This is a genomic window from Streptomyces sp. WG7, assembly GCF_049975785.1.
Taxonomy (GTDB): Bacteria; Actinomycetota; Actinomycetes; order Streptomycetales; family Streptomycetaceae; genus Streptomyces.
In genome coordinates this window covers 42,681-56,833 of sequence record NZ_JBNGGE010000004.1, presented here as the reverse complement: position 1 = coordinate 56,833, position 14,153 = coordinate 42,681, and the positions used below count along the sequence as shown (strand labels likewise).

At 73.1% G+C, this 14,153-nt stretch carries 11 protein-coding genes; 4 read left to right on the top strand and 7 right to left on the bottom strand.

All coding sequences use genetic code 11. The annotated features are described in order from the left end of the window. Positions 1-15: 15 nt before the first annotated feature. The 5 genes from ACP4J0_RS06155 to ACP4J0_RS06135 form a co-directional block, all read right to left on the bottom strand. Positions 16-1,425, bottom strand: a complete 1,410-nt coding sequence (locus ACP4J0_RS06155; RefSeq protein ID WP_426597576.1) for a hypothetical protein — start codon at positions 1,423-1,425, stop codon at positions 16-18. Then, a complete protein-coding gene (gene pelF / locus ACP4J0_RS06150; RefSeq protein WP_426597575.1) occupies positions 1,422-2,951 on the bottom strand; it encodes a GT4 family glycosyltransferase PelF in 1,530 nt (509 codons plus the stop codon). The genes ACP4J0_RS06155 and pelF overlap by 4 nt, the downstream gene beginning before the upstream one ends. Positions 2,952-3,008: 57 nt before the next feature. Next, complete coding sequence (locus ACP4J0_RS06145) at positions 3,009-5,147, bottom strand: hypothetical protein (RefSeq protein WP_426597574.1); 2,139 nt, start codon at positions 5,145-5,147, stop codon at positions 3,009-3,011. A gap of 448 nt (positions 5,148-5,595) precedes the next feature. After that, complete coding sequence (locus tag ACP4J0_RS06140) at positions 5,596-6,123, bottom strand: hypothetical protein (protein WP_426597573.1); 528 nt, start codon at positions 6,121-6,123, stop codon at positions 5,596-5,598. 359 nt (positions 6,124-6,482) lie between these two features. Next, the gene (locus tag ACP4J0_RS06135) at positions 6,483-7,097 is read right to left on the bottom strand and encodes a TetR/AcrR family transcriptional regulator (RefSeq protein ID WP_426597572.1); all 615 of its coding nucleotides are present in this window, start codon (positions 7,095-7,097) and stop codon (positions 6,483-6,485) included. Between the two features lie 143 nt (positions 7,098-7,240). Here ACP4J0_RS06135 and ACP4J0_RS06130 point away from each other — a divergent pair, with 143 nt between their 5' ends. The 3 genes from ACP4J0_RS06130 (at position 7,241) to ppk2 (ending at position 9,856) form a co-directional block, all read left to right on the top strand. Beyond that, entirely contained in the window at positions 7,241-8,299 is a 1,059-nt protein-coding gene (locus ACP4J0_RS06130; protein WP_426597571.1) for an aldo/keto reductase, read from the top strand. A 128-nt stretch (positions 8,300-8,427) separates the two neighbouring features. Next, positions 8,428-8,826, top strand: a complete 399-nt coding sequence (locus ACP4J0_RS06125; RefSeq protein WP_426597570.1) for a hypothetical protein — start codon at positions 8,428-8,430, stop codon at positions 8,824-8,826. Positions 8,827-8,875: 49 nt separating this feature from the next. Beyond that, positions 8,876-9,856: a polyphosphate kinase 2 gene (gene ppk2 / locus ACP4J0_RS06120; protein ID WP_426597569.1), complete on the top strand. Its 981-nt coding sequence runs from the start codon at positions 8,876-8,878 to the stop codon at positions 9,854-9,856. A 60-nt stretch (positions 9,857-9,916) separates the two neighbouring features. Here ppk2 and ACP4J0_RS06115 read toward each other — a convergent pair whose 3' ends face one another. Then, positions 9,917-11,455 carry a CHAD domain-containing protein gene (locus ACP4J0_RS06115; RefSeq protein ID WP_426597568.1) on the bottom strand — a complete coding sequence of 513 codons (1,539 nt, stop codon included), beginning with the start codon at positions 11,453-11,455 and terminating at the stop codon, positions 9,917-9,919. A 268-nt stretch (positions 11,456-11,723) separates the two neighbouring features. After that, positions 11,724-12,890, bottom strand: coding sequence for a M23 family metallopeptidase (locus ACP4J0_RS06110; RefSeq protein ID WP_426597567.1), 1,167 nt, complete (start codon positions 12,888-12,890; stop codon positions 11,724-11,726). A 406-nt stretch (positions 12,891-13,296) separates the two neighbouring features. Between ACP4J0_RS06110 and ACP4J0_RS06105 the strand changes: the two genes are divergently transcribed. Further along, positions 13,297-14,133 carry a nucleotidyltransferase domain-containing protein gene (locus ACP4J0_RS06105; protein WP_426597566.1) on the top strand — a complete coding sequence of 279 codons (837 nt, stop codon included), beginning with the start codon at positions 13,297-13,299 and terminating at the stop codon, positions 14,131-14,133. Positions 14,134-14,153: the final 20 nt, after the last annotated feature.

Sequence of the window (14,153 nt, the reverse complement as noted above, 5' to 3'; positions counted from 1 at the left end):
GGTTCCGCCGCGGGATCACCCATGGGCGGCAGGCCGGCCCAGCAGCCACAGCACGCATACGGTGAGACAGAGCGCGGCGGCACCGCAGCACGACGACAGGGCGGTCGCCGGGCCCGGTGGCAGCCCTGCCAGGGTGACCGACCCGGCGCCGCCGGCCGCCGCGAGACACAGCGCGGCCGGCGGCCAGGCCACCCCGAAGGCCTGGAGCAGCAGGGAGGTCCACAGCACCGTCGCGAGCAGCAGCAGCGTGACGGGCTCGGCGTCGACGAGCAGCGCCGCCGGCAGCAGCGGACCGAGGTAGGCCAGCAGGCAGCCGGTGAGCACGGCCGCCGACCGCAGCCGGAAGGCGGCCGGGGTGCCGGTGGCCCGCAGCGCCGCCACCGACAGACCGCGGTAGCGGTACAGCAGCCACTCGGCCGGACCCATGCTCAGGGTCAGCACGATTACCGCCCACGGCTGGTGACGGCCCGCCAGGAACACCAGCGTGCCGCCGGCCAGACCGAACAGACCGTACGGCAGCGAGCGCGGCAGCCGCGGGCGGGCGGCGTCCGGTACGGGCGCGGACGCGAGGGTGCCGCGCAGTGCCCAGCCGGCCGCGACCACGGCGCCGAGCAGCGACAGCAGCGGCAGCCCGGCCCGTGCCACTGCCCCGGGCTCCCACCACGGCAGCGCCGCCGCACCCGCGATCACCGGCGCGAGCGCGGCCAGCAGCAGCCGCTCCCGGCCCAGTACGAGCAGCACACCGGCCGCCGCGAGATACCCCGACTGAGCAGTCACGGCCAGCGCCGTGGCACCCGACCCGGCGAGGACCGCCCCGGCCCCCGCCGCCGCCACGGCGCCCAGCGGCGCCCCCTTGAGGAGAGTGCGGCCGGCCTCCCGCCGTCCCGTCGCCAGCCGCAGGTAGGCCCGGTGGCCCAGCGCCTGGTTCCAGGCCCAGGACAGGAGCCCCGCCACCACCAGCGCCCGCACCGCGCCGCCCTCGGTCAGCAGGCGCCCGGCGAGCGCGTAGGCGAGACCCGGCAGTGCGAACAACGCGCCCCGCAGCGCGCACCGCACGTGGTCGGGCCGCCAGGGGTCGGCGGGGCGCGGGGGATCGGGGAAGGTACGCGGTATGCGCTCGTACAGCGCCGTGGCGAGGGAGAACAGGTCGGAGTGCCCGTACCGTTCCCGGATCACCTCGCCGGTCATCCCCTCGGACTCCAGCAGCGCGGCCACCTCGTAGGGGTGGACCGCGGGCGCGATGCGGTCGGCCAGCTCGGCGGCCAGCCGGTCGACCGCGTCGCGCCGGTCGTCGCGGCCGGGGCGGACCAGGGCGAGCGTGTGCTGGTCGGCCGCGCGCAGGGCGAGTGTGCGGTCGTCGGCGAGGCGCAGCGCCAGCGTGTCCTGCTCCGCGCCACCCGGTTCCAGGGCCATGGGTCCGCTCATCCGGTCGCGCTCCTCACCGGCGTGCCGATCGCCGTCGCGAACGCGTCCTCTTCTGCGACGGCCACCGGGTGCGCGGCCGTACCGCCGAACGCCGACAGCTCCAGGTAGATGGACCGGAAGGTGTCGATGGTCTGGCGGAGCGTGAACTGCTCGATCACCCTCAGCCGGGCCGCCTCGCCCATCGACCGGCGCCGCTCGCCGTCGCGCAGCAGCTCCAGGGCCGCGGCGGCCATGGCGGCCGGATCGCGCGGCGGCACCACGAGACCGGTGTCGCCGACGGCCTCCCGGACGCCGCCCACATCCGTGGAGACGGTCGCCCGGCCGCACGACATGGCCTCGATCAGGGTGAAGGGGAAGCCCTCGCTGATGCTGGAGAGCATCACGACGTTCCCGGCGGCGTAGGCGTCCTTGATGTCCTCCACCCGGCCCTCGAAGGTGACCGCGTCACCGTGCCCGAGCTGGGCCGCCAGCGCCTCGCAGCGCTCCCGGTAGGCCTCGCCGCCGCGCGGGGTGCCGCCGAACAGCCGCAGCCGCGCGGCGGGCACTTCGGCCCGTACGAGGGAGAAGGCGCGGATCAGGGTCTCCAGGTCCTTGATCGGGTCGACCCGTCCGGCCCAGCTGAGCACGGGCTGTTCGGGCTCCGGTCCGGCGGGCGGGAACGCGGCCGGGTCCACGCCGTTGTAGACCGTGCGTATGGACTCCGGTGCGGCACCGCCCTGTTCCTCCCACAGCCGGTTGTAGCGGTTGCCCGGTGTGATCAGGGCGGCCCGGCGGTAGGTCTCCTCGGCCAGCAGCCGGAAGAAGCCCAGCAGGAGGGCCTTCACCGGCCAGCGGTAGGGGGCGGTGCGGTAGCCGAGGTAGCGCTCGCGCAGGTAGACGCCGTGTTCCGTGAGCAGCAACGGCACACCGTGCCGCTCCAGTCCGGCCAGGCCGGGCAGGACCGCGACACCGCCGCTGACCGCGTGCGCCACGCCCTCTTCCGGGTACGGCGCGGCCAGCGGGCGCAGGGCGTGCTCCAGCAGCGCGGTCGCGGTCACCGCGTCGTGCAGGGTGGGCCGGGCCTCGCGCACGGCCAGGCCCGGCCGGTTCCAGACCGCCGTCAGGACGCCGATCGCCCAGTCCCCGCGCAGGAACGGACTGAGCCGCCCGTCGGCGGCGGCCCGCGCCAGCCGGTACAGGGCGGGGCCGAAACCGTCCTCGGCGCGCGGGTCGAGCAGCGCGGACACGAACCGTTCGTAGGCGTCGGCGAGCCGGTCGCGCTCCCGTCCGCGAGGCGCGCGCCCCTGCGGAGCGGGCCCCCACATGGGGACGGAGACGACGCGGGAGACGTGCGCGGGGATGTCCCAGACCAGCGGTTCGCGCCCGGTGCCGGTGACGGCCGTGACGTCGAAGTCGAGGTCGGGCATGCCGGTGACGAGTTGGTCGCACCAGACGCTCACGCCGCCGTGACTGTGCGGGTAGGTGCCTTCGGTGAGCAGGGTGACGCGCGACGCGCCGGAGCGTCGCGCGCCGTGGTGAACGTGCATGGATGTGCTCCACGGCCGAGGTGGGGTGTGTTCGGGCCTTCGGTGGTGGTGCGGCGCTCAGCGCTGCGCGCCGTACGGCACCGGCTCGGTCACGCCGGCCGGCACGCGGGTGGGTGGCGCGGTGGGCGTGGTGGCGGTCGTGCCGCCGGGAAGGGTGGCCGGGGCGTCGGTGACCGCGGCCGAGGACGGCAGGGTCAGGGAGAGCGCCCCGTCGGCCGTCGGGGTCCAGCCGGAGAGCGTGCCGGCGTAGGCGTCGCCGAAGCCGCTGTCCCCGCGCAGGGTGCCCGCGGGCATCGTCGCCGTCACGGCCACGCCGTTCGGTGCCTGAACGGTCACGGTGTCACCGACGCGGTAGGCGGTGACCCGGCCGGCGTCGACCGCGCTCCGCCAGGCGGCGCGGCGCTGCATCTCGACGCCGATGTCCTCCATGCGGAGGTTCACCACGGGGGTGCTGTCTGCGAACAGGTCCTGGTAGCCGCCCAGGACGCCGTCGAGGACGGGGTAGGCGATGCGGTCCTCGGCGAGGTTCGACTGGTGGATGAAGTGCGGTTTGGGATCGTTGGACAGGACGTGCCCGAGCGCGATCCGTGTCTCCAGCGGCACGATGTGCTCGGCGTAGCCGGTGGCGGTGTCCAGCGGGGCGGACAGGCAGGTGGAGGTGGCGGGGTTGTCCTCGCAGATGCCGCTGCCGCCCTGGGCGCGGCCGGTGTAGATCCAGTTGTACTCGTCGACCTGCTCGGCCGCCCGTCCGGCGTTGTAGAAGACGTTCATCGGGTAGCGGGAGACGGTCGTGGCGGTGCCGACCTGCCGCTGGACGGGGTCGCGGGAGTTGTCCGAGGCGAGCCAGGCGATGCCGTTGTCGGCGAGGGCGGGGCCCAGGTTCGGGTTGTCCTCGGGCTGCTGCGGGGTCACCTTCAGGCCCGAGTGCTCGCCGGTCACCAACTCGTCGTTCTCCAGCGGCAGTCCGGCGCTCTCGCCCCAGACGCGGTTGGTGGCGATCTCGTCGGCGATCTCGTTCCGGCTCATCCACTGGGTGCTGCCGTCGGGGTCGGTCGCGCACTTCCACGGGACGACGCTGGTGTCCTGCCGGCAGCCCAGGAAGGCGTGCGTGTAGGTGTGGTTGATCCAGCGGAACCGGTCCCGGTCGGCGATCAGCTTGTCGGTGAGCGGGTCGGCGCCGTTGTTGTCCTGGCGGTGGTCGACGCTGCCGGAGCCGTTGTAGGCCAGGTCGAGCGTGAAGTCCCGGCTGTCCTGCCAGGCGGTGGCGTGCTCGACGTCGGCCGGGACCATCCGGATGGGGTTCGGTGTGCCCTCGCCGGGCGGGCAGTCGACGTCGCCGGGCGTGCAGTTGAGCTCGGTGTCCCAGCGGTCGTCGGCCGCGAAGACGTCGTCGACGTGCACGGCGAAGTAGTTGCGGCCGGCGCCGAGATGGACCCCGCCGGTCATCCACTCCACGATGCCCCGGGCGAGCAGCCGGAACTGCTGCTGGTGCTGGTTGTAGACGAAGGTGACGACGAGTTCCCGCCGTCCGTCGTGCCGGTACTCGCCCACCAGGGTGCCCTTCGTCGCCCGCCCGGGTATCGGGGCCTGGACGTACGGGACGAAGTCGGCGCCCGGTGCAGGTGTCGAGAGATAGGCGTAGGACTCGCCCACGGTGGGGGAGTTGTCCTCGAACGGAACCGCCCCGTCCAGGTAGCCGAAGGGGCCGGCCAGCCCGGCCTGCGTCACCTCCGCGCGGACACCGTCGACGCTGCCGGCGTACCCGGTGCCGACCGCGTACTGCAGCCCGACCTCGGGGCGCGCGTAGGTGTACGCGTCGACCTGCGGAATCGCGTACGTCTGCTCGTAGGACGCGAGCGCCGCCATCTCGGCGGAGTTCGCCGGGAACGGGTTGTCGTTGGGCAGGACGACGGCCTGGAACTTGGCGCGCGGTCGTCCGTCCACGGTGTCCGCCAGGAACCCGGCGTCGATCACGGGCCGGCCGGCGTCCTGGAGGTCGACCTCCGTGTACGGCGTGCCCGCGGTCTCCAGTTCGGCGGCGATGGCGTCGGTGGCCGGCCCTCCGTCGCTCACGACCAGCACGCGCAGGTCGACGCGCGGTGTCGGGGCGTCGGCGTGGGCCGGACCGGCCGGCAGCCCGATCGACGCGAGCAGCGCGCTCACTGCGAGTGCCGTAGTGCGAATGGTCCGCTTCATGCGGTGTGATTCCCTCCCCCGGGCAGGGGTGCACCCGCTCCTGCGGAGCACGCCCCACCCCATGACCACGCCGTCGCCCCCCTGAGACGCCGGTCGTCGACGCTTCCGTCGCGTCACATAGTGAGGCTCGTGTGGAGCTTTTGTGTGCCTGCTGCGGAACTTGACGGAAAAGCGTATGTGTCTATTTACCCGGAACGAGTGGGGCCGTGCGGGGCCGGTGAACGCCGGACCGTGCGCGGCGGACCGTCTCGGCAGGCCCGTGTACTGCTGCGAGCCGGAAGGCGGCGGGCCCGGAACCCCGGACTCCGTAGGGCGTGTGTGTCAATGGTCTCGACCAGTGCGCTGACCGGGGGTGGAGCGAGATCAAGTCAACCGTGATGTTGCTCGCGCCGTCGGCGTTCGACGGGTTCGGGGTGCGGGTGGGTTCAGCGTGCGGCCGGGCGCACGGTCAGGCGCACAGGACCCGGGTCTCCGGCGTGTAGACCGGGCCGCCGTTGACGCTCGTGCTGTCGCTGAACTCGGCGTAGAAGTACGAGTAGAAACCGATGTTGCCGTTGCAGCCGGAGTCGGCGGCGACCTGCAGGGTCAGGGTGACGGTGCGGCTCTGGCCGGGCGGGATGGTGGCGCCGTAGTTGGTGCCGAGGTCGGCGGGGCCGGTCCCGGCGCACGGGACGGCGCCGGCCTCGGACGCCAGGCTGCACCCGGTGAAGCCGTATTTGAGATCGGGCCGCTGGGTGGTCAGCCAGGTCGGGTCGATCGTCTGGTACACGAACCAGATGTCGTAGGTCTTGTTGTTCTTGATCGTCATCGACAGGTTCACCGTGCCGCCCGGCTGGGTGGTCGCCGCGTCGGTGGTGAACGTCAGCTCGGCCGGGGCGGGGTCGGCGGCGCTCGCGGAGGGCGCCAGGCCGAACAGGGCGAGGGCGAGGGCGATGATCGTGGCGAGGCCGAAGCGTCTCGTTCGTGTGGATCGCATGGCCCGGGACATTAGGCACGGCCCGGGCGCACCGTCTGCACCGCCAGGAACACGCGGAGCGGAACTCGGCCGGAAGTGTGCGTTCGGTGAAGGGCTTGTGACGGCGCCGTCATATCCACTGGTGGCCGGTGTTCGTGCACGACAGTGCGGGGGAGCGCCCGCGATTCCCCCGCGCCGGACCGCCTGCCGTACGCCCCGGTGGCAATGGCGGATTCCGGGTGTCCGGCGAGCGCGGGCCTGCACGCCCTGGGCGGCGCGGCCTCCGTCCCCGCTATCGCCGCGTCGGCGGCCTCGTGGGCCGCGTGGCCCACGGGGCCGCCGTGGGTGGTGTCGCCGGGGCGAGGTACCGGACGAGGGGGTCACGCCGAGGAGAAGACTCCCGCCCGTGCCGCCGCCACCGCGGCTGCGGCGGCGCGGTCCGCCGTGGCCTCGTCGAGCGGCTCGCCGGTGGTGAGCAGGCGGTAGTAGAGGGGCGCGGAGACCGCGCGGATCACCTCGCGGGTGTCGGTGCCCTCGGGCAGTTCGCCGCGTTCGACGGCCTGCCGGGCGCAGGGCTCCCACTCCGAGACGCGGACGTCGTAGAAGCGGCGCAGTGCGGCGGCCGCCTGGGCGTCGCAGGTCGCGGCAGCGATCACCGCCCTGAAGAGCGCGCCCTGGCGCGGGTCGGCCAGTGTGCGCTGCACGAGCCGGGCGTTCGCGCGCAGATCACCGAGGAGGGTGCCCGTCTCCGTGCGGGGCAGCGATTGCTCGGCCATGTCCATGAGCAGGTCGGCGACCAGGTTGGCCGGAGTCCCCCAGCGTCGGTAGACCGTGGTCCTGCCGACCTCGGCGCGGCGGGCCACGTCCGCGAGGTCGAGGCCCGCCAGGCCGTGCTCCGCCAGGGCGTCGCCGGCGGCCCGGAGAACGGCGGACCGCACCCGGGCGGTGCGTCCACCCGGGCGGACGGTGCCCGGACCCACGCTTTCGGTTGTCATAACGGCACTCCGGTTCCATTAGTGGCTCTGGTTCTGCTATTTTCTCCCCATGTTAACGGGATGCATGTCCCGTTAGTGGTTGCCGCCTCGTGCGCGACGCACACCACGCGACGCGACGGGACGTCGGACGAAGGGATGCGGTTGTGGAATACAGGAGACTGGGAGCATCCGGGCTCATGGTCCCGGCACTGAGCTTCGGCGCGGGTACCTTCGGCGGGCGGGGAGAACTCTTCGGCGCCTGGGGCAGCACGGACGAGGCGGAGGCGCGCCGACTCGTCGACATCTGCCTGGAGGCGGGGGTGAACATGTTCGACACCGCCGACGTCTACTCCGGCGGGGCGTCGGAGGAGGTGCTCGGCGCCGCCGTGAAGGGGCGGCGCGACCAGGTGATCATCTCCACCAAGACCGGGCTGCCGATGGGCGACGGCCCGGCGGACGCGGGCACCTCGCGGGCGCGTCTGATCACGGCGGTCGACCAGGCCCTGCGCCGGCTGGGCACGGACTACATCGACCTCTTCCAGCTGCACGCCTTCGACGCCAAAACCCCGGTCCAGGAGGTGCTCTCCACGCTCGACGACCTCGTACGCGCCGGGAAACTCCGCCACACCGGCGTCTCGAACTTCAGCGGCTGGCAGCTGATGAAGTCCCTGGCCGACGCGGACGCCCACGGACAACGGCGTTACGCGGCACACCAGGTCTACTACTCCCTCGTCGGCCGCGACTACGAGTGGGAACTCATGCCGCTGGCCCTCGACCAGGGCGTCGGAGCCGTCGTCTGGAGTCCGCTCGGCTGGGGGCGGCTCACCGGCCGGATCCGCCGCGGCCGGCCGCTCCCGGCCGGCAGCCGGCTGCACGCCACGGCCGACTACGGCCCGCCCGTGGCGGACGAGCTCCTGTTCCGGGTGGTCGACACCCTGGACGCCATCGCCGGGGAGACGGGCCGGACCGTGCCCCAGATCGCCATCAACTGGCTGCTGCGGCGCCCGACCGTCTCCTCGGTCATCATCGGTGCCCGCAACGAGGAGCAGCTGCGGCAGAACCTCGGCGCCGTCGGGTGGACCCTGACCGACGACCAGGTGGCGAGGCTCGACGCCGCGAGCGCCACAACGGCTCCGTACCCCTACTTCCCCTACGAACGTCAGGAGGGCTTCGCCCGGCTCAACCCCCACCCCTTGCGGCGCGTCGGCGTACCCCAGGACTGACCTGCCCTGTTCCGGCGGTGCGGGAGCGGCATTGTCAGTGCCATGCACAAGAATGTGGGCAAGCGAGATCAACACCGGCCGGAGCGGGTAGGCGGTCTCGAGTCCCCTGTCCCGAAAGGCCACCACCGATGCCGCTTACCGTCGTCCACGCGCAGACCGCCGAAACCCGTGCGACCGGCCGTCGCGGACCCCGCCCGTGCGCCCCGCTCAGCCTGGCCGAGGCCGACGTCCTGCGGATCGTCGCCGACACGCGTACCCCCGTGTTCGTCACCGTGCGCGCGGGCGGGCGGCGCAGATACAGCTACTGGCGGCCGCTGGACTCCGCCACGGGCAGGGGCGGCTGCTACGCGGCGCTGCCCACCGCCGAGTGCGACAAGCTGTACGCCGCCGGCCGGATCGCACTGGGCGACCCGCTGACCGACCCCGCCCGGACCATCTACCGGGTCACGGCCGTCCGGACCCCGGCCGGACCCGTGCGCCCCGCGCGCCCCGTGCGGCCCGTGCGGGCCAGGCCGCATGCGGCGTGACCACACGGACGGGCCGGGGCGGTCGGAACCCGAGGGTGAGGAGGCGCGGATGACGAGGACGCACGGCACCGGTGACGAGGCCGCCGAGGAGAATCTGCTCGAGGGCCTGCGCGTCGATGAACGAAGGCCGGAGAAGCCCATCCTGCTCAACGCGGAGGGGAGTTCCATCGACACCTGGCGGGAGAACCACCCCTACGACCGCAAGGTGCGCAGGTCCGAGTACGAGAGGCAGAAGCGGGTCCTGCAGATCGAGCTGCTCAAGATGCAGCGCTGGGCCAAGGAGACGGGGCAGCGGATCGTCGTCCTGTGCGAGGGCCGCGACGCGGCCGGCAAGGGCGGCACCATCCAGCGCTTCACCGAACGCCTCAACCCCCGCGGCGCCCGCGTGGTCGCCCTGGACAAACCGACCGAGCGGGAGGCGGGGCAGTGGTACTTCCAGCGTTACGTGGCCCACCTGCCCGCCCGCGGCGAGATCGTCTTCTTCGACCGCTCCTGGTACAACAGGGCGGGCGTGGAACGGGTGATGGGCTTCTGCACGGAGCCCGAGTACCGCCAGTTCCTGCAGCAGGCGCCGCTGTTCGAGCGCCTGCTCACCGACGACGGCATCCTGCTGGTGAAGTTCTGGTTCTCCGTCTCCCGGGCCGAGCAGCGCACCCGATTCGCGATCCGCCAGGTCGACCCGGTCCGCCGCTGGAAGCTCTCGCCGACGGACCTCTCGTCACTGGACCGCTGGGACGACTACACCGCGGCCAAGGTCGACATGTTCCGTGCCACCGACACGCCGCACGCACCCTGGACGGTGGTCAAGAACAACGACAAGCGCCGGGGCCGGCTGGAGGCCATGCGCAGCCTGCTGGACCGCTGCGACTATCCGGCGAAGGACGACGACGCCGTGGGCAGCCCCGACCCGCTGATCGTGGGCGCGGCCGACACCCTGCTCGAAGCCGGTGAGGAGCCCGTCGACCTCTCGCCGACACCGCTGGCCGGGCACGGCGACGGGCCTGGGACCCACCCCGGCCGGACGGACTGAACCCGGCCCGCGCACCGGCCCGCGCACCGGCCCGCGCACCGGCGCGGGCCGCGGCACGGCTCAGTGACGCAGGGCCGCCCGGAGGGCGGGATCCGACGCCGCCCGCCACACCGACGGGAGCTCCTCCCGCCGTGCGCGGGCTGCCGCCCGTTCCTGACCGTGGAGCAGACCCCATGTGAACGCGGTCTCCCCCGCGCTGTGGGCCGCCACCGCCAGTTCCCGCAGGGTGTCCTGGGCGACGACGGCGTCCTGGTGCCCACCGAGCACCTTCTGCACCGCCTTGGCACGCTTGCCGAGACGGGCGACGGGCTTGCCGAGCGCCGGACGGGCCACCTCGGCCGCGTAGCGGACCTTCTTGGCCGCCTTGCGCGCCTGGTGCAGCGCCGCGTCCCGGGACTGCTCGGGAGGCTGCTCCAGCGCGTGGCCCATGCGCCCGGTGAGACGGTCGTACTCCTTCAGGACCGCCTTGGCCATGACACGCGCCGTTTTGCCCGCCGCCCCGGCGCGCAGCGGCGGCTGACGGACCAGCTCGTCCAGCGCGTCCAGGAGACGCAGATAGCGGGCCGAGGCCAGGGCCTCCCGCGTACGCGTCCGGCTCTCGTCGCCGTGGGACACGCCCCACACCCGCAGCCGGGCGGCGACCGGGCCGAGCACCAGGTCGTCGGGCAACTCGACGACCGCGCCGCCGATCCGGTCGCGCAGCACCTCCTGGTCCCGCTCGACCCCCAGTTCTCCCGCCAGCCACCGGAGTTCGGCGCGAAGGGGATCGGTGATCCGCCGGTCGAGAACCGACCGGTACGAGCGCAGGCAGCTGCGCAGGCGCCGGCATGTGACCCGCATCTTGTGCACCCCGTCGGGCTGTCCCCGGCGGACCGCCGGATCCAACGTCACCAGGATGCCTGCCTGCTCGCGCAGGTACGCCAGTACGTACGCGCCCGGAGACCCGGGCACCACCTCGCCGGGGGCCTGGCGGGAGTGCCCCGCCTCCCTCGACGCGCCGGTGTCCCGCAGCGCCCGGACGAGCTTGGAGGGGCTGTCCGACCGGGTGATCCCCTTCTTGCGCAGCTTCCGCTCCACCGTGTCCAGCAGCCCGGCGTGGGCCCCGTCGGCGAGCTCGACCTCCAGCTCGCTCCACTCGGCACGGCCACCACCCGCCAGCAGCGAGTCGGCGCGCACCTCGTCGAGGCTCAGCACGGCGAGCACCCTGCCCTCGGTGTCACGGAGGTGCCGCACCGAGCGGACCGACCGGATGCGTACGACGGGACGCAGCTCCGCGCCCCGCGTGCGGGACAGGACGAGCTCGCGCAGCGCCTCCGGCACGTCGTCCGACAGCGCGGCCCACACCTCCTCCCGGCTGTCCCCGGCGAGCGGCAGCTTCAAATGCCACCCGGCGTCCGAGCCGCCCGTCCGGCGGCGCAGGGTGGCCGACGTGCCGGCCAGCCGCAGATCCGCGGTGTCGTGGTACACCGCGTCCAGTACCTCGGGCCCGGCCGCGGTGACCGAGGTGACGGGACCGACGCCGGTGAGGTCCGGCAGCCCGTCGGCGCCGGAGGAGGACGGTTCGTACTTTCGCTCTGTCTCGCGCTTCGACTGGGTCATGTTGTGTCCCTCGACGCGATCGGGCGGATCAAACGCGAAGCGCGGTGCGTAATGCCACGACGGGAGAAGAGCCGCAGTGCGGCCGACGGGGAGACCGCCTGTCAGGGAGCCCGGCGAGCACCGTGGAAGCGGCGTTAGGCCCCTACCGGTCGCCGGGCCGGCACGCGGCGACCGCCCGCTGCGCCGACGAGTCTGCGCAGCGGGCGGTCGGTGACGCCGTGGCCGTCCGGCCGTACGACCCACAGAGGCGGACACGCGGCCGCAGGTCCTAGCCGCCGGCGACGAGCCAGGGACGGGGATCGGTGTAGTACCCGTCGAGCACCACTTCGAAGTGCAGGTGGGGGCCGGTGGACAGACCGGTGGAGCCGACCCGTCCGATCGGCGTGCCGGCCTCCACCTCCTGTCCCACGGCGGCCTCCAGGGACGACAGGTGACTGTAGGTCGTCTCCAGTCGTTTGCCCTGGATGGTCCCGTGGTCGATCACTATGCGGTTGCCGTACGCGTTGGTCGGCGCGGCGAACACGACGCGGCCCTGGCGGGCGGCGGCGACCTGTGCGCCCTGGGGCGCGGCGAAGTCCACGCCGGTGTGCAGCTTGGTCACCCCGGTCAGCGGGTGCTCGCGCGATCCGTAGGGCGAGGTGATGGTGAGTGGGCTCACCGGAGCCGCCAGGAGGGCGCCGGCCGCACCGCCCGCGCCGCCGCCCGAGTCGGCCCGGTCGAGCGCCTCGTACCGCGGGAGCAGGGCCTTGACCTCGGCCAGGTAGGTCTCGGCCGTCGCAGGTATGCGCCCCGCCTCCGTCACGGCGTCCGTTCCCGACGAGTACGCGGCGAGGGTCAGATCCACGAGATCCCCGTTGACCCGGCCCTCCGTGCGCAGTGCCGTCACCTTCTCGGCCAGGGAGCAGTCCTGCCGGCCGAGCGCCATGATCGCGTCCGCCGGATCGCGGGGCGAGGAGTGCCCGTTGCCGTCGTCGTCCTTGCCCCACGTGCGCCACTCGGTGTCGGTGAAGGCGGCGATGCCCTTCTGGCCGGAGAGCTCGTCCGTGTCGTCGCTCCAGCCGGAGAGCTGGTCGATCTGGGCGGCGAGCACCGACGGCTCGAGGATCGTGCAGGCCGAGGCCGCCTTGCGCAGCCAGGGAATGTAGGAGGGGTCGATGTCGACGGTCGTGGCCTGGTTTCCGTCGGATTCCTCGGGCCACGGGGACGGCATGCCGCCCGTCAGCGCGAGGAACGTGGCCACGCCGGTGACGGTCACCAGGGCCGGTAGCACAAGCAGTGTGAAAGGACCCGGGCCGCGGCGCCTGCGCTTCCCGGCCTGCTCCGGTTGGCCCGGCGGCTCTGGCTGCTCCGGCTGATCCCGCTGTTCTGTTTGTCCCGGCTGTCGCTCGTCCGTGTCTTCGGTCGCTTCCGCCACGGTCAGCCGTTCGTCGTTCACCCGGGCACTCGCCGGGACCTGGTGCTCACGAAGGGAAGGTAACGCCCCGTTCCATCGACGTCAGGAGCCCCCGAGGCAGAAGGGGGTGCCCGAACGGGCAGACCGGCGGCGTCCGACGGCCCAGGGTGCCCGCACAAAGGCCCCCTCCCGGCGGTCGGCCCGGTTACGGCGCCTCCACTCCCGGCGTCCGCACCACCGGTCGGACGGAGACCTTGTGGCCGGACGGAGACCTCATGGGACGCCCGATCCCCGACTCCCGATCGTCGCCCCGTCATCCACCGGCATGGCCTACAATCCCCCCATGGGCGTTTCCTGAACCGACCGCACGGTCCGCAGTCATCCGCCCGGCAGACGCCGGGCGTCGATCCGTCGTGCCCCGCGCGCTCACTCAGGAGACAGTCAGCCCATGTCCGTTCACTCCGCCTGCCCCGCCCTGGACGACCGCATCGCCCGCCTGCGGCAGCTCGCCCAGGACGAACCCCGTCTCGAAGGTGTCCTCCTCTACGGATCCTGGACGGTCGGTGAAGCCGACGCGCACTCCGACATCGAGGCCTACCTCTACGTCGAGGACGAGTACCTCGACGACTTCGACGCCCGGGCGTTCCTCGAACAGCTCGCCCCGCTCCAGCTGGCGTACACCAACATGTACGGCATCCTCGCCGTCGTCTTCGACGACCTGATGCGCGGCGAGTTCCACATCACGCCCGCCGGACCCGGCATCGACGAGGTCCCGGCCTGGGAGGGCATGGTGCACCTTCCCCGCCCCGAAGCCGCCGTCCTGCTGGACCGCACCGGCCGCCTCACCCGGGCCGCCCGGCGCCTGGCCACGTTCCGCCCGCCCGAGCCCGCTGGCACCGCGCAGCAGCTCACCGACGAACTGGCCAACTGGACCCTGATGCTGGCCCACGTCCTGGCCCGCGGCGAAGTGGCCCGCGCCCACAACCTGCTGCACGCCGTCGTCGCGCCGCACCAGCTGAAGCTCTGCCGGCTCCTGCGCGACAGCACCGCACACTGGCTGACCCCCAGCCGGGCACTGGAAAGGGACCTGCCCGCCGCCGACGTCGACCGCTACACCTCCACCACCGCCGCCGCCCGGGAGGACGAGGTGCGCACGGCCGCTCGCCGCAGCTGGACGTGGAGTCGGGAGCTGAGCGCCGAGGCAGTCGAGCGTTGGGCCGTCCGGGTACCGCGCGGACTCCACGAACAGATCGCCCAGCTGCTGGCGGCGAACCGCCGGGGCTGACCCCTGGCGTCCTCGGCGGG